We start from the raw sequence: 18,178 nt of genomic DNA, 5'->3' as shown, positions 1-18,178 counted from the left end.
AGGAGGCCTTTTCGATGAAACAGCACGGTACCGATGCCGTCCGCGAGCAGGCGGCCGCATGGTTCGCCCGCGTGCAGGATGCGCCTCGGGATGCCGGGCTGCACAAGCAGTTGCATGCCTGGTTGGCGAGCGACGAGCACCACCGGGAAGAATATGAGCATCTCTGCCGCGTGTGGCAGGCCGCCGACTTCATTCCACGTCAGCACCTGGAGGCGCTGTGCCAGCCAGACCCGGTACAGCAGCTGCCACGACGGCGTTTCATGCGCCAGGCGTTGGCCGCCAGTGTCGCGGTAGTGGCGCTTGGCCTGGGCTGGGGCGGCTGGCACCACCTGCAACTGAACCATCAAGGCAGCCTGCAGACGGCCTTCAATGAGCCCCGTCAGGTCGAACTGCCGGATGGCTCGCATCTGGAGCTCAATGGCAACACGCAGGTGCAGGTCGAGTTCAGCGCCGGCCGGCGGCACGTGCGCCTGAACGCCGGTGAAGTGATGTTCAGCGTCGCCCATGACAGTAACCGGCCGTTTGTGGTCGACACTGCCCAGGGCAGTGTGATCGTCACAGGTACCCGCTTTGACGTCCGCCTGGACCCAGCCAGCACCCGTGTGGCGGTGGAGCAGGGGTCGGTGCGGGTGCAGGGCAAGGGCGACTCGCTGGCGCAACTGACGGCCGGGCAGGGGTCGCATATAGATGTACAGGGCCTGGTCGCCGCACCCTATGCGGTCAACACCGGCGCCATGACCGCATGGCGACAGGGCAAGCTGGTGTTCGACAACGCAACCCTCGCCGAAGTAGTGGCCGAAACCTCGCGCTACCGTCGCCAGCCACTGCGGGTCGCCCCTGGGAAAGTCGCCCGGCTGCGCCTGTCCGGTACCTTCAGTACCAACGATACAGACGCTCTGCTGCGGGCCTTGCCGAGCATCCTCCCGGTGGCCATCAAAGCCTATGAAGACGGCTCCAGCGAAATAATCGCCAAATAGATTCAGGTTTTTTTTCACTCGTTCGTCTTCCTCGCCAGCTGCAACTGCCAAGCATTTCCATTTGCACGCGGTTGGCGTTTATTCCGCATTCCAGGATGTTTCGACGACGTGAACAACAACAAACCTCTCCCACGCTTTCGCGCCCTGGCGCTGGCCCTGGCGGTCAGCACTGTGGCCCTTGGCAGCCAGGCCGCAGAGGCCGCTAATGCCCTCCACATCCAGGCCCAGCCGTTGGGTTCGGCGCTGAACCAGCTCGGCCAGCAAACCAGCCTGCAGCTGTTTTTCAGCCCCGAGCTGGTCGCCGGCAAACAGGCCCCGGCGGTATCGGGTAACCTGGCGCCGGTGCAGGCGCTGCAACAGCTGTTGCAAGGCAGCGGGCTCACCTACGAGATGTCCGGGGACACCGTTGTGGTGAAGCCTCTGCCGACTACCCTTGACCTGGGCAGCGGCAGCCTGGAGCTGGCACCCACCGACATCAAGGTGGTCGGTGACTGGCTGGGTGATGCCCAGCAGAGCGTGGTACAGAACCACCCTGGGGCACGCACCGTGGTACGCCGCGAGGCAATGGTGGAGAAGGGCGCAATGAACGTGCGCGACGTGCTGCGCGGCATCCCCGGCGTGCAAGTGCAGGACTCCAACGGGACCGGTGGCAGCGACCTGTCGCTGAACGTGGGCGTACGCGGCCTTACTTCGCGCCTGTCGCCGCGCTCCACGGTACTGATCGATGGCATCCCGGCCGCCTTCGCGCCGTATGGCCAGCCACAGCTGTCGATGGCACCGATTTCTTCTGGCAACCTCGACAGTATCGACGTCGTGCGCGGTGCCGGCTCGGTGCGCTATGGCCCGCAGAACGTGGGCGGCGTGATCAACTTTGTAACCCGGGCGATTCCGGAAAAGGCCTCGGCAGAGCTGTCCACCACCCTGGAGACCTCCCAGCACGGTGGCTGGAAACATACCGAGTCAGCCTTCGTCGGTGGCACGGCCGACAATGGCATGGGTGTGGCGCTGTTGTACACCGGGGTGAATGGCAACGGTTACCGTGAAAGCAACAACGGCAACGACATCGACGACGTAATCCTCAAGACGCATTGGGCGCCAACCGATGTCGATGAGTTCTGGCTGAACTTCCATTATTACGATGGCCGTGCCGACATGCCGGGTGGCCTGACCCAGGCCCAATACGACAGCAACCCGTACCAGTCGCTGCGCGATTACGACTACTTCGCGGGCCGGCGCAAGGATGTGTCGTTCAAATGGCAGCGGCAGCTCGACGATGCCACCCAGTTCGAAGTGCTGACCTACTACACCGACAGCTTCCGCGGCAGCACCATCGCCTCGCGGGACATGAAGACGTTGTCGTCGTACCCGCGCAACTACCACACCTTTGCCATCGAACCCCGTGTGTCGCGCATCTTCTTTGCCGGCCCAACCACCCAGGAAGTCAGTGTCGGTTACCGTTACCTGAAGGAAGCGATGCGCGAACAATCGACTCGCCTGGCGCTGATCGACAACGTGCCGACGGTGACCCCGACTTCCGACGGCCACGTGTTCCAGGACCGCAGTGGCGGCACCGAGGCCAGCGCCTACTACATCGACGACAAGATCGACGTGGGCAACTGGACCATCACCCCTGGCGTGCGCTTCGAGCACATCAATACCGACTGGCGCGACCGCCCGGTGCTGGACGCCAACAACCGCCCGGTAGCCGAGAAGAAGCGCAGCATCACCAGCGACGAGCCTTTGCCGGCACTGAGCGTGATGTACCACGTTTCCGATGCCTGGAAGGTGTTCGCCAACTACGAGACGTCGTTCGGTAGCCTGCAGTACTTCCAGCTGGGCCAGGGCGGTTCTGGCAACAGTACGGCCAATGGCCTGGAGCCGGAAAAAGCCAAGACCTACGAAATCGGTACCCGTTATGACAATGGCGGCTTTGCCGGTGAGCTGACGGCGTTCAACATCGACTTCGATGATGAGCTGCAGTACATCAGCAACGACGTGGGCTGGACCAACCTTGGTGCGACCAAGCACCAGGGCATCGAGGCTTCGGTGCGTTATGACCTGGCCGGGCTGGACCCGCGCCTGGACGGGCTGTCGGTGAGCGGTGGCTACACCTATACCCGCGCGACCTATGAAGGGGATATCCCAGGGTTCAAGGGCCGAGACCTGCCGTTCTATTCACGCCAGGTGGCCACTGCCGGGGTGCGTTACGCAGTTAACCGCTGGACCTGGAACCTGGACGCCTATGCCCAATCGAAGCAGCGTGCGCCGGGAACCGGGATCAATGCCGATGGCAGTTTCAATGGCGACTACATCACCGAGCCGAGTGCTGACGGGCAGTATGGCGATATTCCAGGCTACGTGACCTGGCATGCCCGTGGCGGTTATGAGTTCGGGCCGGACATGTCCAACCTGAAGCTGGCGGCGGGGGTGAAGAACCTGTTCGACAAGCAGTACTTCACCCGCTCCAGTGACAACAATGCCGGCCTTTACGTGGGTGAGCCGCGGACCTTCTACGTGCAGGCCAGTGTTGGGTTTTGATCCGAGATTGTCGGGGCCGCTTTGCGGCCCTTCGCTCGCTCTTGTAGGAGCGGGTTTACCCGCGAAGGGGCGCAAAGCGCCCCCGACGATTACGAAACCACCGCCTCGGCCGGCGAAACGATACTGCTCTTCGCCCCCCGCGATCTCCCCGAGCTCAGGTACGCGGCAATCGACTCCTGCGTCACCTCGCCCAGGAACACCTGCTCGGCATCCAGCACTGGCAACCAAGCGCGGTTGAACTCGTACATGCGCGACAACAGGATGCGCAAATGCTCATCGTGCGACGCGGTGGCATTGAACGGCCGCAGGAAATCGCCACACGTCCCTTGCTGGCGGTGCATGTCGCGCCGGCGCACATAGCCCAGCGCCTTGTTCTGCGCATCGGTCACCACCACGTAGCGGCGGTCGTGCTCATCGAGCAGCTCCAGTGCGTCGCTCACCGGTGTTTCCGGGCTCACCGACGGCGCGTTGTCCGCTGCATCCTCGGCTCGCACCAGCAGCAGGCGTTTGAGGGTGCTGTCCTGGCCCACAAAGTTGCTGACGAAATCATCCGCCGGATGGGCCAGCAAGGTGTCCGGATGGTCCAGCTGCAACAGCTTGCCGGCGCGGAAGATGGCAATCTTGTCGCCCAGTTTGATCGCTTCGTCGATGTCGTGGCTGACCATGATCACCGTCTTGTTCAGCGCCCGTTGCATTTCGAAGAACTCGTTCTGGATCATCTCGCGGTTGATCGGGTCGACCGCGCCGAATGGCTCGTCCATCAACAGCACGGGTGCATCTGCCGCCAGGGCACGAATCACGCCGATACGCTGTTGCTGGCCGCCAGACAGCTCGCGCGGGTAGCGTTGCAGGTACTGCTTGGGTTCGAGCTTGATCATGTGCATCAGCTCGCGAGCCCGCTCGTGGCATTTCTGCTTGTCCCAGCCAAGCAGGCGCGGGACCACGGTAATGTTCTCCTCGATGGTCATGTTGGGGAACAGACCAATCTGCTGAATCACATAGCCGATGTGCCGGCGCAGGGTAACTTCGTCCAGCCCGGTGGTGTCTTCGCCATTGATGAACACCTGGCCCGAGGTGGGCGTGATCAGGCGGTTGATCATTTTCAGCGTGGTGCTCTTGCCGCAGCCCGACGGGCCGAGGAACACGCAGATTTCCCCTTCATTGACGGTGAGGCTTACCGAGTCGACGGCTTTGACGTCCTTGCCGTTGACGTTGAAGGTTTTGCTGAGGTTCTTCAGTTCGATCATGAGCGCAGTCCTTCTGGAGTCAGGGCACGTTGCAGGGTTTGCAGCAGCAGGTCGGCGATGATCGCCAGCAGGCTGACCAGTACGGCACCGACCAGCAGCATCGACATGTCGCTGCGGCTGATGGAAGTCAGAATCAGCACGCCGAGGCCGCCGGCGCCGATGGTGGCGGCAATGGTCATGACGCCGATGTTCATCACCACGGCGGTGCGCACGCCGGCGAGGATCACCGGTACGGCGATGGGCAGCTCGACCATGCGCAGGCGCTGGCCGAAGGTCATGCCGATGCCACGCGCGGCTTCACGGATTCCGGGCTCGACATTGGTCAGGGCCAGGTAGGTGTTGCGCAGGATGGGCAGCAGCGAATAAAGAAACACGGCAGTGATCGCAGGCAAGGGGCCCAGCCCCTGGCCGAACTTGGAGTAGAACGGCAGCAGCAGGCCGAACAACGCAATCGATGGGATGGTCAGCAGCACTGTGGCGCTGGCCTGCAGCGGGCCGGCCACTGCCGGGAAGCGGGTCATCAGGATGCCCAGCGGCACGCCAACGAGGATCGCCAGGCCGACGGCGATGCCGACCAGCATGATGTGCTGCCAGGTCAGTTGCAGCACCTGGGCCCAGTCGAGGTGGGCGAACGTGTCGAGCAGGCTCATGGCTGTACCTCCTTGAGGGGATGCTCTCGCAGAAATGCGGCGGCCACTGCGGACGGGTTCTGGTGGTCCACGTCGACCTTGGCATTGAGCTGGCGCATGGTCTCGTCATCGAGCTGCTCGGCCAGTGGCTTGAGCAGGGCGACCAGTTGCGGGTTGGCGTCGAGCACGGCCTTGCGCACCACCGGGGCGGCGGTGTAGTCGGGGAAGTAGTGCTTGTCGTCTTCGAGCAGCTTGAGGTTGAACGCGCTCAGGCGACCGTCGGTGGTGTAGACCAGGCCTGCGAACACCTGGTTGTTGTGCATGGCCGTGTAGACCAGGCCCGCGTCCATCTGGCGGATGTTGGCGCGGCCGACCTGCAGGTCGTACATTTCCTTGAGCCCGACCAGGCCGTCGGGGCGGTTGGCGAACTCGGTGTCCAGGGCCACCAGGTGATTACGCTTGCGCTCGTCGCGCAGCACCTGGTTGAGGTCGCTGATCGAGTTGATCTGCGGGTAGGCCTCGGCGACCTGCTTCGGCAAGCCGAGGGCATAGGTGTTGCTGAATTTCGACGGGGTCAGCCAGATCAGGTCTTTTTTGGCATCCAGCTCCTTGACCTTGGCGTAGGTGGCCTCGGCGCTGGGCATACGCTCATCGATGTGGTTGTAGGACACCAGCGACACCCCGGTGTATTCCCACATCAGGTCGAGCTGGCCGGTTTCCTGGGCCTGGCGAGCGATGCTGCTGCCCAGGCCGGTGGTGACGCGTACGTCAAAGCCGTTGGCGCGCAGGTACTGCGCGGTGATTTCGGCGAGCACGGTCTGTTCGGTGAACACCCGCGCGCCGATGCGCACCAGGGGTTTTTCCGCTGCCTGGGCAACTCCTGCGAACAGCAGGGCCGCGCCCAGCAGCAAGGCGATTCTCTTCTTCATACGTTTCCTATCCTTATTGGGCCAGGCCACGTTCCAGCCAGCGCCTGCTGGAGAAACTCACCGCCGCGTCCAGCACCAGTGCCAGCAGCGCGGTGCAGGCGGCACCCAGCAGCAGCTGCGGCTGGTTGTTCAGGGCGATGCCGGGAAAGATCAGGCTGCCCAGGCTGTTGGCGCCGATCAGGAATGCCAGCGGTGCGGTGCCCACGTTCAGCGCCAGGGCCACGCGTACGCCGCCGACGATGATCGGCACGGCGTTGGGCAGCTCCACCTGCCAGAGTTGCTGGCGCGGGGTCATGCCGATGCCGGTAGCGGCTTCCTTGAGCGAGGCGGGGACGTTTTTCAGGCCTTCGTAGGTGTTGCGCACGATGGGCAGGAGGGACGCGAGGAACAGTGCGAAGATCGCAGGCCCGGCGCCGATGCCCAGGATACTCAGGGCGATGGCCAGAACGGCCAGAGGGGGGATGGTGTTGCCAACGTTGAAGAACTGCATGAAGCGCTCGGCTTTGTCGACCCGGTGCGGTCGACTTAACGCAATGCCGGCGGGGATGCCCACGGCCAGCGCCGCCGCCATCGAAGCCAGCACCAATACCAGGTGCGCTTGCAGGTAGAACCCAAGATCGTCGCGATAACGCGCGATCGTGTCGATGCCGATCCAGTGGACCAGCAGGGCCAGGATGACGAGCACGGCGGCCCATCCCAACAGCCCCTTTCCGTAGCGTTTAGCCACAGGCGGACTCCTTGTGTTGTCGGCGAGCACACTTCTTGGAAGCCGGCCAATCCTGGCGGCGGGTGGTGTGTTCGCGAGTAGCAGCGAGATGCAAGCCGAAGGCTGCGATCAGGCCATGAGCCGAACCCCGTCGGGCCCGAAAATGCTGATGAAACCAGTCCCCAACCGAAGCGGGTTGCAGGGGAGTGGACGTCTCCGTGGGCATAAAGGTTCCCATCTGAGGCGGCATTTGGCCAGCGTTAATCGCTGGGTGGCAGGATTTTTGGCGAGAAAAAACAGCGGCTTAATGCGCTGCAGGCGTTGAAATAACTGCGCTTTGGGCATTTGTCGTGATAAATCGATTGCCTGTCGGATTTCTTTTGTCTGTGCCGGCCTCTTCGCGGGTAAACCCGCTCCTACAGTGACTGCACCGCATCCGAACCCTGTGTCGTACCTGTAGGCGCGGGTTTACCCGCGAAGAGGCCGGCACAGGCGCCATTCATTCGGCAGATTTTGGTCCAGGCCCAACTTCAGGTATGATACTGCCCCTTTCAAATCCCCCAGTCAGGCGATTTCCCATGACCAACCAGGCCGCCGAAGTCGCGAAGCGCCGCACTTTCGCAATCATTTCCCACCCCGACGCCGGTAAAACCACCATCACCGAGAAGCTGCTGCTGATGGGCAAGGCCATTGCCGTCGCCGGTACCGTGAAGTCGCGCAAGTCCGACCGCCACGCCACCTCCGACTGGATGGAAATGGAGAAGCAGCGCGGCATCTCCATCACCACCTCGGTGATGCAGTTCCCGTACCGCGAGCACATGATCAACCTGCTCGACACCCCCGGCCACGAAGACTTCTCGGAAGACACCTACCGCACCCTGACCGCGGTGGACTCGGCGCTGATGGTGCTCGACGGCGGTAAAGGTGTAGAGCCGCGTACCATCGCCCTGATGGACGTGTGCCGCCTGCGCGACACGCCCATCGTCAGCTTCATCAACAAACTCGACCGAGACATCCGCGACCCGATCGAACTGCTCGACGAGATCGAAGCCGTTTTGAAGATCAAGGCCGCGCCAATCACCTGGCCGATCGGTTGCTACCGCGACTTCAAGGGCGTGTACCACCTGACCGGTGACTACATCGTGGTGTACACCCCGGGCCATGGCCACGAGCGCACCGAAGCCAAGATCATCCAGAAGCTGGACTCGGACGAAGCCCGCGCGCACCTGGGCGACCAGTACGATTCGTTCGTCGAGCAACTGGAGCTGGTGCAGGGCGCTTGCCACGAGTTCAACCAGGAAGAGTTCATCAACGGTCAGCTGACCCCGGTGTTCTTCGGTACTGCGCTGGGCAACTTCGGTGTCGACCACGTGCTCGACGCCGTGGTCGACTGGGCGCCGCGTCCGCTTGGCCGTGTGGCCCACGAGCGCACCGTGGAGCCTGTGGAAGAGAAGTTCACCGGCTTCGTGTTCAAGATCCAGGCGAACATGGACCCGAAACACCGCGACCGTATCGCCTTCATGCGCATCTGCTCGGGCAAGTACGAGAAGGGCATGAAAATGCGCCACGTGCGCTTGAACAAAGACCTGCGTATCGGCGATGCGCTGACGTTCTTCTCCTCCGAGCGTGAGCAGCTGGAAGAAGCCTTTGCCGGTGACATCATCGGCCTGCACAACCACGGCACCATCCAGATCGGCGACACCTTCACCGAAGGCGAGGCGCTGGGCTTCACCGGTATTCCGCACTTCGCGCCGGAGCTGTTCCGCCGCGTCCGCCTGAAAGACCCGCTGAAATCCAAGCAACTGCGTCAAGGCCTGCAGCAGCTGGCCGAAGAAGGTGCTACTCAGGTGTTCTTCCCTGAGCGCAGCAACGACATCATCTTGGGTGCGGTCGGTGTGCTGCAGTTCGACGTGGTCGCCAGCCGCCTGAAGGAAGAGTACAAGGTCGAGTGCGCCTACGAGCCTATCACCGTCTGGTCGGCGCGCTGGATCAGCTGCGATGACAAGAAGAAGCTCGAGGAATTCCAGACCAAGGCCATGGAAAACCTGGCCATCGACGGCGGCGGTCACCTGACCTACCTGGCGCCGACCCGGGTCAACCTGGCGCTGATGGAAGAGCGCTGGCCGGACATCAAGTTCCGCGCTACCCGCGAGCACCATTAAGGCCTGAAATCGGGGCCGCTAGGCGGCCCCATTTCAATTTCCGGCTTTGATACTGGTCCAGATTCGCGTACGAATACGGTCGATCTTCGCCGGCATCGCCTCCAGCGCATACAGCTTGCCCATCACCTCGTCGCTCGGGTAAATCATCGTATTACCCTTCATCGCCGGGTCCACCAGCCCGTCAGCCTTGAGGTTGCCGTTGGCGTACTGGACGTGGTTGCTGATGTTGGCCATCACCTCCGGCTGTAGCAGGTAGTTCATGTAGGCATATCCGGCCTTTTCATCCGGCGCATCGACGGGCATTGCGACCATGTCGAACCACATCGGCGCGCCCTCCTTGGGTATCGAATAGCCCACCTTCACGCCATTGTTCGCCTCATCGGCGCGGTTCTTCGCCTGCAGCACGTCCCCTGAGAACCCCACCACCACGCAGATATCGCCGTTGGCCAGGTCGCCCGTGTACTTGGACGAGTGGAAATAGCTGATGTAAGGCCGCACTTTCATCAGTAGGTCCTTGGCTTTCTCGTAGTCCTTGGGGTCTTGGCTGTGATGGGGCAAGCCCAGGTAGTGCAGGGCGATCGGCAGCAGTTCGGGGCCATTGTCCAGCACCGCGACGCCACAGCTTTTCAGCTTGCTCATGTACTCGGGCTTGAAGATCAGGTCCCAGGAGTCCACGGGCGCGTTGTCGCCGAGCACCGCCTTGACCTTGTCGATGTTGTAGCCAATACCGGTACTGCCCCACAGGTACGGGAAGCCGTACTGGTTGCCCGGGTCGTTCACCTCCAGCGCCTTGAGCAGCACCGGGTTGAGGTTGTGCCAGTTAGGCAGCTGGGATTTGTCCAGGCGCTTCAAGGCCTTGCCCTGGATCTGCCGGGCCATGAAATGGTTGGAGGGGAACACCACGTCGTAGCCGGAATTGCCGGTCATCAACTTGCCATCGAGGGTTTCATTGCTGTCGTACACGTCATAGGTCGGCACGATGCCGCTGGCTTGCTGGAAGTTTTTCAACGTGTCGGGGGCCACGTAGCTGGACCAGTTGTAGATCTTCACCGTTTCAGCGGCGCTGGCCACGCTGGCGGCCAGCATCAGGGGGGCGAGGAGGAAGGTGCGCATGTCGGGTTTACCTTGCTTTGTCTGTTGTTATCGAAGGCAGGCGATCAGCGGATCAGAAAATAAGCACGTAGGTTTTGCGCACGGTCTCCTGGATGTCCCAGGTGCCGGTGCTGTTGGCCGGTAGCATCAATGCGTCTCCGGCTTCTATGACCAGGGGCTCGCCACCGTCGGGGGTGAACGTGCAGCGGCCCTTGATGAAATGGCAGAACTCCTGTTGCACGATCTGCCGCCGCCAGCGCCCTGGGGTGCATTCCCAGATGCCGGTTTCAACGCCATCGCTGCGCTCCACGCAGGTGACTGACGTGACTGCCACGGGTTCGCCGAGCGGTACCGCGACCGGGTTGGAGCTGTCGAGCACGGCAAATTCGGTGTTCTTGAACTGGGTGATGCTCATGACCGGTGGATCCTCTACGAGTGAAAAGGGAAGTCAGTGCATGAAGCCTTCCATGAAGTCCGCAACCGAGATGGCCAGGCGCCGCCTCCACGGCGCACTGGCGGGGTTGGCGAGGGTCCGGTCCTCATGGACGAAGCTCTGGATGATCGCGTTGTAGCCCAGCCAGCGGCATGGCTCGGGAGGCCAGCTGGCCAGGCTCGATAGCGGGCTGTTGTCGAGCACCCAGGGTTGCGCCGTCAGTTCGTTGCGCTGGTTGAGGATCAGCGCCGCCAGGGTGCGCCCACCCAGGTTGGTAGCCCCGACGCCTTCGCCGCCGTAGCCGCCGGCAAGGGCGATGCCGCGCTGGCGGTCGCAAAGCATGTGTGGGCGGAAGCGTCGCGCCATGCCGAGGTTGCCGCCCCAGGTATGAGTGATGCGTACCTGTTTGAGCTGCGGGAACAGTTCGCCGAACAGGTAGCGGCGCAGTTCGACTTCGTGTTCGTCGAGGTTGAAGTTCTCGCGCAGACGCCCACCGAAGCGGTAGCCACCGCGAGCACCGAAGACCAGGCGGTTGTCGGCGGTGCGCTGGCCGTAGGTGACCTGGCGGCTGCTTTCACTGAAGGCTTGGCCCTTGCTCAGGCCAATTTGCTCCCAGGTGGCCTCTGGCAGCGGCTCGGTGGCCACCAGCAGGCTCTGTACTGGCAATTGGTGTTTGCCCAGTGGCGGCAGGCTGGCGGCGTAACCCTCCACGGCAGGCACCATCCACTGGCAGCGAATCTGTGCCAGCGGGGTACGCACCTCGCTCGGCTGCCAGTCGATGGCCGGGGTGTTTTCGTAGATCGATACGCCCAGCGCCTCCACTGCCCGGGCAAGGCCGCGCACCAGCTTGGCTGGCTGGATGGTCGCCGTGTGCGGGCTGTAAATGGCTCCAAACGCATTGCTGACCCGCAGCTGGCTCCCCAACTGCTCGGGGCTCAGCCAGCGGTAGTCGTCCTCGGTCATGCCTTGGCGATACAAGTCGTCGAGGTAGGCGCGCAGGCTGCGTTCCTGCTCCGGGTAGCGCGCCGCGCAATAAAGGACGCCGCCTTTGCGGTAGTCGCAGTCGATGCCTTCGCTTTGCAGCACGCGATGCACTTCATCCGGGATGCCGTGCAGCAGGTCGATGCTGGCGCGGCGCTGTTGCGGCGAGAGGGTGCCGAGCAGGCGGTCTTCGCCGAGCAGGTTGCCCATCAGCCAGCCCCCATTACGGCCGGAGGCGCCGAAGCCGGCGATTTGGGCTTCAATCACCGCGATGTTCAGCTGGGGGGCCTGGCGCTTGAGGTAGTACGCGGTCCAAAGGCCGGTATAGCCGGCACCGATGATGCACACGTCAACGTCGAGGTCATTGCGCAGTGCCGGGCGCGCGCACAGCGGCTCGTCGAGCTGGTCCATCCACAAGCTGAGCGTGCGCAGGGGTTGCATCGGGTTCGGCTCCACATCCGTCAAGGTCTGTGGGCGATCGTAGTGGTGTCAGCGGGCAGCTGTCTTACGTGCGTGCACGCAGGGAAATTTGCTTCAGGTAGGCCTTGGGCGTGAGCCCGGTGTGCTCACGGAAGCACTTGTAGAACGCCGACAGCGAGTTGAAGCCGGCACTGAAGGCCAGCTCGTCGATCGTCGCCTCGACGCTGTCATCGCCGAGGCTGGCCATCAGGTGCTGCAAGCGTGCCTGGTTGACGTAGCGGTAGAAGCTTTGCCCCAGCACCTGGTTGAGCAGGTAGGAAATCTGGTTGCGGCTGTAGCCGCTGGCGTCGGCGACCTGTTGCAGGTCGAGCTCCGGGTCGAGGTAGGGGCGTTGACGTTGGAAGTAATGCTCCAGGTCCTGGGCCATGGTCGACAACTGCCGAGGCGACAGGCCCAGGCGGCTGGTGGCGGGGCGCGGACCGCTGTTGGCGTGGCCTGTGCCGTTCCGGCGGACCAGCGTGGCGTATTCGTTGACCCGCCAGATCAGCCCGTCCCTGACGGTGATCGCCTCGCTGGACTGGAACGCAACCAGGCCGGCGCCGCCCTGGACCGTGACCTGATACTGAATGAATGCGGTGCAGCCATCGACGCGGATGCGGTCGCTGTGGACGATGTCCTCGCCGGCTTCATGGGGCAGACAGGCGCGTACATAGTCGCGCAGTTCCTGGTGGCCAAGCACGCGATTCTGGAAGAAGTCGTGGTACTGGATATCGGGGTGGTAGAGCGACATGACACCGTCGAGGTCGCGGTGCTTCCAGCAGAGGTGGTAGCGCAGCACAATTTCGGCGGTAAGCGGGGTTTGCTCGGGGCCGTCGGGGAGGGTGGTGGCGATCATGGGTGGATAGTGCATTGCAGAACACCCAGGTGCAAGGGCGTGGATCCTGCATATTGCACGGTTTGCTCAGGCGGCTTGGAGGGTAAGCCTTTGATTCTTATGAATGTAGTTTTTTGATACAACTGGCATGGCGGCTGCACCTTTCTTGTCACCATCGAACAAGGAGAAAGGCCATGCGCTCGATACTGCTTTGGATGATTGGGGTGCCGATTCCGGTGATCATTCTTATCTGGTTCTTTATGCATTGAGATTTTGGGGGCCGCTCTTTGCGGCCCTTTTGCTGCAACTCTTCGCTACAAAAGGCGTGTGCAAGGCAGGCAATGCGCTGGGAAAAGCCCTCAGTTATCTGGCCAGCAACTGGAACAAGCTCTACTGATTAATCTCATCTTCGCATTCGGAGCGCGTCCATTGAACAGGTAAAATTCCCTGAATTTGCGGTTGAACACCGCGGTCAGCTGGCCGTGTTCGTCGTCGCGGTACTGGGTAAGCGTTTCCATCGCTTCGGTGCACCCCTGTAAACGTCATGCGGATCTTATTTTTTATTAACAAATTCAAAAGAAAATGATTTAAGTTTCTCCATTTTTTTCGAGCAAGGCTGATGCCTTTAGTTGCTCGCCCATCTCCCTGCTGTTAAATAGTACTTTCTTCAAGTCAAAAAACTCAAATTACTTTAGAGGCTAAATAGTAAGTCTTACCGAATCTGTAAGTTCATTACTAAACTTGCTGGAAGGCGAGAACGCTAAGCAGATCACTCCGCTCTCGACCTTGTAACTCATATAATAGCTACCTGTTTCGAGACTAATAAACTCGCCTTGAACTGCATTCGAGTCATCAGGCTCCAGCCCCCCTCCGGAAGTATCTTCCCCTGCGCCTACGAACACGCGTCCAGAAGGCACTTTCAAGTAAATTCCTCCGCTAGGATCTGATAAGTTTTCTTCAATTTTTACTTGATACCTACCATCCTCACCTAAATTTAAAAAAGCGATATTACCCTTATTTATCTCAGAAATTTCATCGCTTTGAATACTCCACCAATCAAATGTATCACTCATTCGATGACGTATTGCCTGCAAATCAAATATCGCTAAAGTTGCCGTATCTGTAACCACAGAAAACTTGATGCTCATGAATCATTCCCATATTATTTTGCTAATTATATCGCCCGGTTCTAACCCTTGAATACGTAACTAGCAAATTTCAAAACATCCGATACATAAGCATTACAATAGTCCGTCGAGCAGCGAAATATCGTAGACCTTGTCCTTTACAATTTTCTTTGAAGTCATCGCTTCTTTTATTTTAACTTCATTCCCAGCCACACCACCCAACTTAGCAGCACAATGTATCAAGACAGCAGGATATGAGTATTCATCCGGAGACAAAACAACATCACTTATAGTTCTATCAGTTGGCACGATAGCGGCTAACATTTTGGGAACATAGAATTCCTCCAGAACCAACCGAATATGACTACAGACTTCATCTGCCAAAGCAGGAGGCGGTGTTTTTATAGCCCCCCCAAAATCTCCACTAAACTGTTTACTTTGCTCACCTGACGAAATGAACGAAAAACACCCATCATTAAATAAATTACTTCTGTAAGGAGGTGTGAATTTTGACGCGCACTCAAAAAGCTCCCCCCCGGAAACCATCCCGGCAAGCACATAAGAATCTACGCGCGCGATATGATCCAAGAAAAGTTCACCCACATTTTTTTTATTATGCTTAAACTTTAATTTATTTTTTGTAGCCACCACGCCATCAAATTTTGACGCAACGATCTTTAACTCTTTAAGCAAGGCAGCCTCAAAATACAACCGATCCTCTGAACTCATAATTCACCCATATTTAAGTACATTGAATAGTGCGTCATGCACGGCTCCTTTACCACCAAGCAATTTGCCGCGCGCACTTTTAGTATCAACTTTCAGCTTAGCCGCAGTACCACTAGATGGCTTAATGGTACCTCCCCCAAGGTGCTGCGTAGTATTTGCAGGGTTGCTCATGTCAAATACATCTGCGGCTTTTTGGTTTTTGGTAAGCGAGCCTGCGCCATGTTTTACCTCAAACACATGCAAACTCCCCTGAGCATCTCTAGCAACAAAATCCGCTCTAATCCTACTTCCATTAACCTTCATGGTAACTTCTTCGGCAACTATCTTAAAGCCGTTACGCTCTAAGTCGTGCATCGCCTTTGATCGTCCCTTGTCACCACTTGCGGCGCTTTTGCACAAGCCTAATGGATCAATCCAGGTCAACGTATTTGGTGCGTACTCATAAAGATTATACCCGCCTTGAAGGCTTATCGGATCCTGCGTAATAAATCGCCCTATCTCAGGATCAAAGTATCTGAATAGACTATAATGCAGTCCTATTTCGGGATCAAAGTATTGGCCCTGGAACCGAAGGTTCTGCTCGACCTCACCGATAACCAGTTGCTCTAACGCTCCCCACGAACGATATGTCGCCTGCCAGACAATCTCACCCTCGCTATCGGTCAGCTCCAGCGGGGTTCCAATCTGGTCCGTATGGAAGTAATAGACTTTCTGCCCTTCTCCTTCAACTTGATCGACCCGCGCCAATGGCGCATAGCTACCCGGCTCGTACAGGTACAGGATGTTCTGCCCAGGCGTTTCCTCCCACAGCATCCTCAGCCCCTGCCAGAGGAAGCGCTTCTGCTCGGCTTCGCCATTGATTTCAGCCTGTTTGGCCACCCGCCGTCCCAGGCTGTCATACCGGTACTGCCCGGTGCTCTCCAGTCTGTCACCGACATACGTTTCAGCTTTAACCAGCCGATTCTCACAGTCATAGGCGAAGTGCTGCAGCTTGCTGTGCCCCGAGCGCTTCTCGATCAGGTTGCCCCACGGGTCGTAGCGATACTCCTGATCCCGCCACTGTTTGATGCGGTTGTCCTTGACCTTGTCGAACTGCCGCGCATTGAAGTCCAGGCGGTTGGCTGCCGGGTCGTAACGGAATTCCTCGCTGCCGATCAGCGAACCGGTATCGCGACTGCGCAACTGGCCGTTGGCTTCGTATTCGTACTTGATCTCGCCGCGTAACTTGTCGAGGGTACGCACCAGTTCACCGGCCGGGTCGTACTGGTAACGGCGGTGGATCGGGTTGTAGGCGTGCTCGACCAGCAACGAGGTATTGATGCCAGTGTTATGCACCTGCGAGAGCTTGTCGGCCGGCAAGGTCGAGGCAAACTGCCAGGCCTTGCGCCCCATGGCGTCATAACCGAAGCAACTGGTGAGCTTGCCCTGGGTCCGGTACACCTCGCGGTGCAGGTCATCGCGCTCCATGTCGCTGATCACCTGACCATCCAGGTTCAGCTGGTGCAGGTGGCCACTGCCGTAATACAGGTGATTGACCTTACGCCCATCCGGCAGGGTCAGCGTGGTCAGGTTGCTGAGCGGGTCGTACTCGTAGCCAAGCGTGCCGTCAGGGGTGATTTCTTTCGTCAGCCGGCCGAGCAGATCGTAGGTGTATTCCAGCTTTTCTTCTGTGATCCCAAGCTGCTTGCCGATGCCGGTCGGTTGCCGCTCGATGCTCAGCAGCCGGTCGCCGTCGTCGTAGACGAAGTCTTGCCGCGCATCGCTATTGAGCTTGGCAATCAAACGGCCAATGGCATCACGCTCAAAGAGCGTATGGCGCTCGGGCCGCTCGGCATTTTCGCCATAGCCAATCTCATCCAGTCGTGTGAGATGGCCACCGACGTCGTAGCTGAAACGCCGGGTCAGGTTATCCACCCGCACTTCTTCGCTCAGCCGGTCCGAAGCGTCGTAGGCAAAGCTGTACGCGGCGTTGTTCTCGTTGACCAGCGCGGTCAGGCGAATAGCCTTGTCGTACTCGTAGCGAACCCGCTGGCCCTTGGCATCCTGGCGGCTGCTCGGCAGGCCACGGGCCGTGCGCATCAGGCGGGTGGTCTGGCCCTTGCCGTCGGTGTGGCTGAGCACCTGCCCGTAGACGTTGTAGGTGAAGCTTTCCGTGGTGCCGTCCGGGTGGCTGATACGCAGCACTTCGCCGTCGGGCTTGCGCTCCAGCGTGGTGGTCTGGTTCAGCGCATCGGTCACCGCCACCAGGTGCTGGCGTTCGTCATAGCGGTAGTACGTACTCTTGCCCGAGCAGTCCTGGTAGCGCTCGACCTGGGCCAGGGTGTTCCACCACAGGTACTTGGACTTGTAGGTCGCATCGATGATCGTGTGCGGCAGGCCGTCATCGCTGTTCAGGTACTCGGTCATCTGGCCGAGGGCATCGAATTCGGCGAGCAGGTTGCCCTTGTCGTCGTAGCGCGCTCGCCAGGTGCTGCCGTCCGGGTAGCTGACCTGGGTCACCAGTGTGGTCAGGTGGTGATATTCGTAGGTGGTCTTGCGGCCCAGCGGATCGGTCTCTTCGAGCAAGCGGGAGAATTCGTCGTACTTGAATTGCAGGCGGTTACCGTCCGGCAAGGTCAGGCCAACCATATTGCCGTTTTCGTCCAGCTCGATGGCGTAACGCTCGCCGCCATAATCGCGGCTGGCGACCACGCGGTGGTCGGCGTTGTACTGCACTTCCAACTCGCGGCCGAGCACGTCGGTGGCCCAGCTGGTGCGGCTATCGAGGTCGTAGCGGAAGTGGTAGTGCTCGCCGTCGCTGGTCCAGTGCTCGACCACACGTGGCTTGTCGCCCAGGGTTTGCCAACGGTAGTGGCAGCCCAGCCCCAGCGCGTTGCTGTGGGTCACCATCAGGCCGTCTGCGTAGCTGAAGCTGCGCACGGTGTCGCCGTTGCGGTTGATCACCGCGCTCAGCTGGCCGTGTTCGTCGTAGCGGTACTGGGTAAGCGTTTCCACCGCTTCGTTGTTCACCACGCGCTTGATGTCGGTCAGGCGGCCCAGCGGGTTGTCGTAGTGCAGGTGTACGCGGGTGCCTCCGGTGGCGCTGATGTCGGTCAGTGTGCCGTCGGGCGTGCGGGTGAAGTGCAGGAAGTGGCCGAGGACGTTCTCGATACGCTGCAGCGGCACTTCGGTGTTGGTGTCTGGCACTTCGCCAAAGTAGAAGAACAGGTTATCGAGGGTCTGCAGGATGTAGTGGCCGCCCTCGGTGCACACCAGGTACACCTGCTCGTGCGGGTTGTAGATGCGCTGCCCCGGTTGCAGGGTCACGAACGGGACTTCGCGGCCCTGGTTGTCG

General features: G+C 60.1%; 15 protein-coding genes. 4 read left to right on the top strand and 11 right to left on the bottom strand.

Annotation, left to right across the window (positions count from 1 at the left end; all coding sequences use genetic code 11):
- Window positions 1-14 precede the first annotated feature (14 nt).
- Complete coding sequence (locus ACF8Q6_RS11930) at window positions 15-977, top strand: FecR family protein (RefSeq protein WP_392489741.1); 963 nt, start codon at window positions 15-17, stop codon at window positions 975-977.
- 108 nt (window positions 978-1,085) lie between these two features.
- On the top strand, window positions 1,086-3,515 hold the full coding sequence (locus tag ACF8Q6_RS11925) for a TonB-dependent siderophore receptor (protein WP_392489740.1): 2,430 nt from the start codon (window positions 1,086-1,088) through the stop codon (window positions 3,513-3,515).
- Window positions 3,516-3,604: 89 nt separating this feature from the next.
- Here the strand turns inward: ACF8Q6_RS11925 and ACF8Q6_RS11920 are convergent, their stop codons facing one another.
- Genes ACF8Q6_RS11920 through ACF8Q6_RS11905 form a run of 4 tightly spaced genes read right to left on the bottom strand, consistent with a single transcriptional unit; the run spans window position 3,605 to window position 7,047 of the window.
- On the bottom strand, window positions 3,605-4,762 hold the full coding sequence (locus tag ACF8Q6_RS11920; protein WP_064492379.1) for a betaine/proline/choline family ABC transporter ATP-binding protein: 1,158 nt from the start codon (window positions 4,760-4,762) through the stop codon (window positions 3,605-3,607).
- On the bottom strand, window positions 4,759-5,412 hold the full coding sequence (locus ACF8Q6_RS11915) for an ABC transporter permease (protein WP_010952080.1): 654 nt from the start codon (window positions 5,410-5,412) through the stop codon (window positions 4,759-4,761). Before ACF8Q6_RS11915 ends, ACF8Q6_RS11920 begins: the two co-directional genes overlap by 4 nt.
- On the bottom strand, window positions 5,409-6,320 hold the full coding sequence (locus ACF8Q6_RS11910; protein WP_110744911.1) for a glycine betaine ABC transporter substrate-binding protein: 912 nt from the start codon (window positions 6,318-6,320) through the stop codon (window positions 5,409-5,411). The genes ACF8Q6_RS11915 and ACF8Q6_RS11910 overlap by 4 nt, the downstream gene beginning before the upstream one ends.
- 13 nt (window positions 6,321-6,333) lie before the next feature.
- Window positions 6,334-7,047, bottom strand: coding sequence for an ABC transporter permease (locus tag ACF8Q6_RS11905; protein ID WP_003248483.1), 714 nt, complete (start codon window positions 7,045-7,047; stop codon window positions 6,334-6,336).
- Window positions 7,048-7,604: 557 nt separating this feature from the next.
- Between ACF8Q6_RS11905 and ACF8Q6_RS11900 the strand changes: the two genes are divergently transcribed.
- Complete coding sequence (locus tag ACF8Q6_RS11900; RefSeq protein ID WP_003248481.1) at window positions 7,605-9,188, top strand: peptide chain release factor 3; 1,584 nt, start codon at window positions 7,605-7,607, stop codon at window positions 9,186-9,188.
- Window positions 9,189-9,221: 33 nt separating this feature from the next.
- On the opposite strand, the gene ACF8Q6_RS11895 is transcribed toward ACF8Q6_RS11900, so the two are convergent.
- From ACF8Q6_RS11895 to ACF8Q6_RS11880, 4 genes are all read right to left on the bottom strand, one after another.
- On the bottom strand, window positions 9,222-10,301 hold the full coding sequence (locus tag ACF8Q6_RS11895) for a polyamine ABC transporter substrate-binding protein (protein WP_003248478.1): 1,080 nt from the start codon (window positions 10,299-10,301) through the stop codon (window positions 9,222-9,224).
- A gap of 52 nt (window positions 10,302-10,353) precedes the next feature.
- A complete protein-coding gene (locus ACF8Q6_RS11890) occupies window positions 10,354-10,695 on the bottom strand; it encodes a cupin domain-containing protein (protein ID WP_012051262.1) in 342 nt (113 codons plus the stop codon).
- A 33-nt stretch (window positions 10,696-10,728) separates the two neighbouring features.
- Complete coding sequence (locus ACF8Q6_RS11885; protein WP_392490925.1) at window positions 10,729-12,135, bottom strand: NAD(P)/FAD-dependent oxidoreductase; 1,407 nt, start codon at window positions 12,133-12,135, stop codon at window positions 10,729-10,731.
- Window positions 12,136-12,199: 64 nt separating this feature from the next.
- Window positions 12,200-13,024: a helix-turn-helix domain-containing protein gene (locus tag ACF8Q6_RS11880; RefSeq protein WP_392490924.1), complete on the bottom strand. Its 825-nt coding sequence runs from the start codon at window positions 13,022-13,024 to the stop codon at window positions 12,200-12,202.
- A gap of 112 nt (window positions 13,025-13,136) precedes the next feature.
- On the opposite strand from ACF8Q6_RS11880, the gene ACF8Q6_RS11875 reads away from it, so the two are divergent.
- Window positions 13,137-13,385, top strand: coding sequence for a hypothetical protein (locus tag ACF8Q6_RS11875; RefSeq protein ID WP_181318791.1), 249 nt, complete (start codon window positions 13,137-13,139; stop codon window positions 13,383-13,385).
- A gap of 301 nt (window positions 13,386-13,686) precedes the next feature.
- Here the strand turns inward: ACF8Q6_RS11875 and ACF8Q6_RS11870 are convergent, their stop codons facing one another.
- The 3 genes from ACF8Q6_RS11870 to ACF8Q6_RS11860 form a co-directional block, all read right to left on the bottom strand.
- Window positions 13,687-14,136 (bottom strand): DUF6386 family protein, encoded by a 450-nt coding sequence (locus ACF8Q6_RS11870; protein WP_392490923.1) that lies wholly within the window; start codon window positions 14,134-14,136, stop codon window positions 13,687-13,689.
- A gap of 93 nt (window positions 14,137-14,229) precedes the next feature.
- The gene (locus ACF8Q6_RS11865; RefSeq protein WP_392498838.1) at window positions 14,230-14,844 is read right to left on the bottom strand and encodes a hypothetical protein; all 615 of its coding nucleotides are present in this window, start codon (window positions 14,842-14,844) and stop codon (window positions 14,230-14,232) included.
- 3 nt (window positions 14,845-14,847) lie between these two features.
- A partial coding sequence (locus ACF8Q6_RS11860) for an RHS repeat-associated core domain-containing protein (protein WP_392498837.1) occupies window positions 14,848-18,178 on the bottom strand: 3,331 nt, incomplete at its 5' end.

Origin of the sequence: Pseudomonas sp. GLN_2, assembly GCF_043106005.1 — a bacterium.
Lineage (GTDB): Bacteria > Pseudomonadota > Gammaproteobacteria > Pseudomonadales > Pseudomonadaceae > Aquipseudomonas > Aquipseudomonas alloputida.
This window is presented reverse-complemented; position numbering and strand designations above follow the sequence as displayed.

Bases quoted from the DNA above. Each gene is read 5' to 3' on its own strand.
- ACF8Q6_RS11930 (WP_392489741.1), top strand. From the start codon at position 15: ATGAAACAGCACGGTACCGATGCCGTCCGCGAGCAGGCGGCCGCATGG.
- ACF8Q6_RS11885 (WP_392490925.1), bottom strand. From the start codon at position 12,135: ATGCAACCCCTGCGCACGCTCAGCTTGTGGATGGACCAGCTCGACGAG.
- ACF8Q6_RS11880 (WP_392490924.1), bottom strand. From the start codon at position 13,024: ATGCACTATCCACCCATGATCGCCACCACCCTCCCCGACGGCCCCGAG.
- ACF8Q6_RS11910 (WP_110744911.1), bottom strand. From the start codon at position 6,320: ATGAAGAAGAGAATCGCCTTGCTGCTGGGCGCGGCCCTGCTGTTCGCA.
- ACF8Q6_RS11890 (WP_012051262.1), bottom strand. From the start codon at position 10,695: ATGAGCATCACCCAGTTCAAGAACACCGAATTTGCCGTGCTCGACAGC.
- ACF8Q6_RS11875 (WP_181318791.1), top strand. From the start codon at position 13,137: ATGGCGGCTGCACCTTTCTTGTCACCATCGAACAAGGAGAAAGGCCAT.
- ACF8Q6_RS11915 (WP_010952080.1), bottom strand. From the start codon at position 5,412: ATGAGCCTGCTCGACACGTTCGCCCACCTCGACTGGGCCCAGGTGCTG.
- ACF8Q6_RS11900 (WP_003248481.1), top strand. From the start codon at position 7,605: ATGACCAACCAGGCCGCCGAAGTCGCGAAGCGCCGCACTTTCGCAATC.
- ACF8Q6_RS11895 (WP_003248478.1), bottom strand. From the start codon at position 10,301: ATGCGCACCTTCCTCCTCGCCCCCCTGATGCTGGCCGCCAGCGTGGCC.
- ACF8Q6_RS11865 (WP_392498838.1), bottom strand. From the start codon at position 14,844: ATGAGTTCAGAGGATCGGTTGTATTTTGAGGCTGCCTTGCTTAAAGAG.
- ACF8Q6_RS11870 (WP_392490923.1), bottom strand. From the start codon at position 14,136: ATGAGCATCAAGTTTTCTGTGGTTACAGATACGGCAACTTTAGCGATA.
- ACF8Q6_RS11920 (WP_064492379.1), bottom strand. From the start codon at position 4,762: ATGATCGAACTGAAGAACCTCAGCAAAACCTTCAACGTCAACGGCAAG.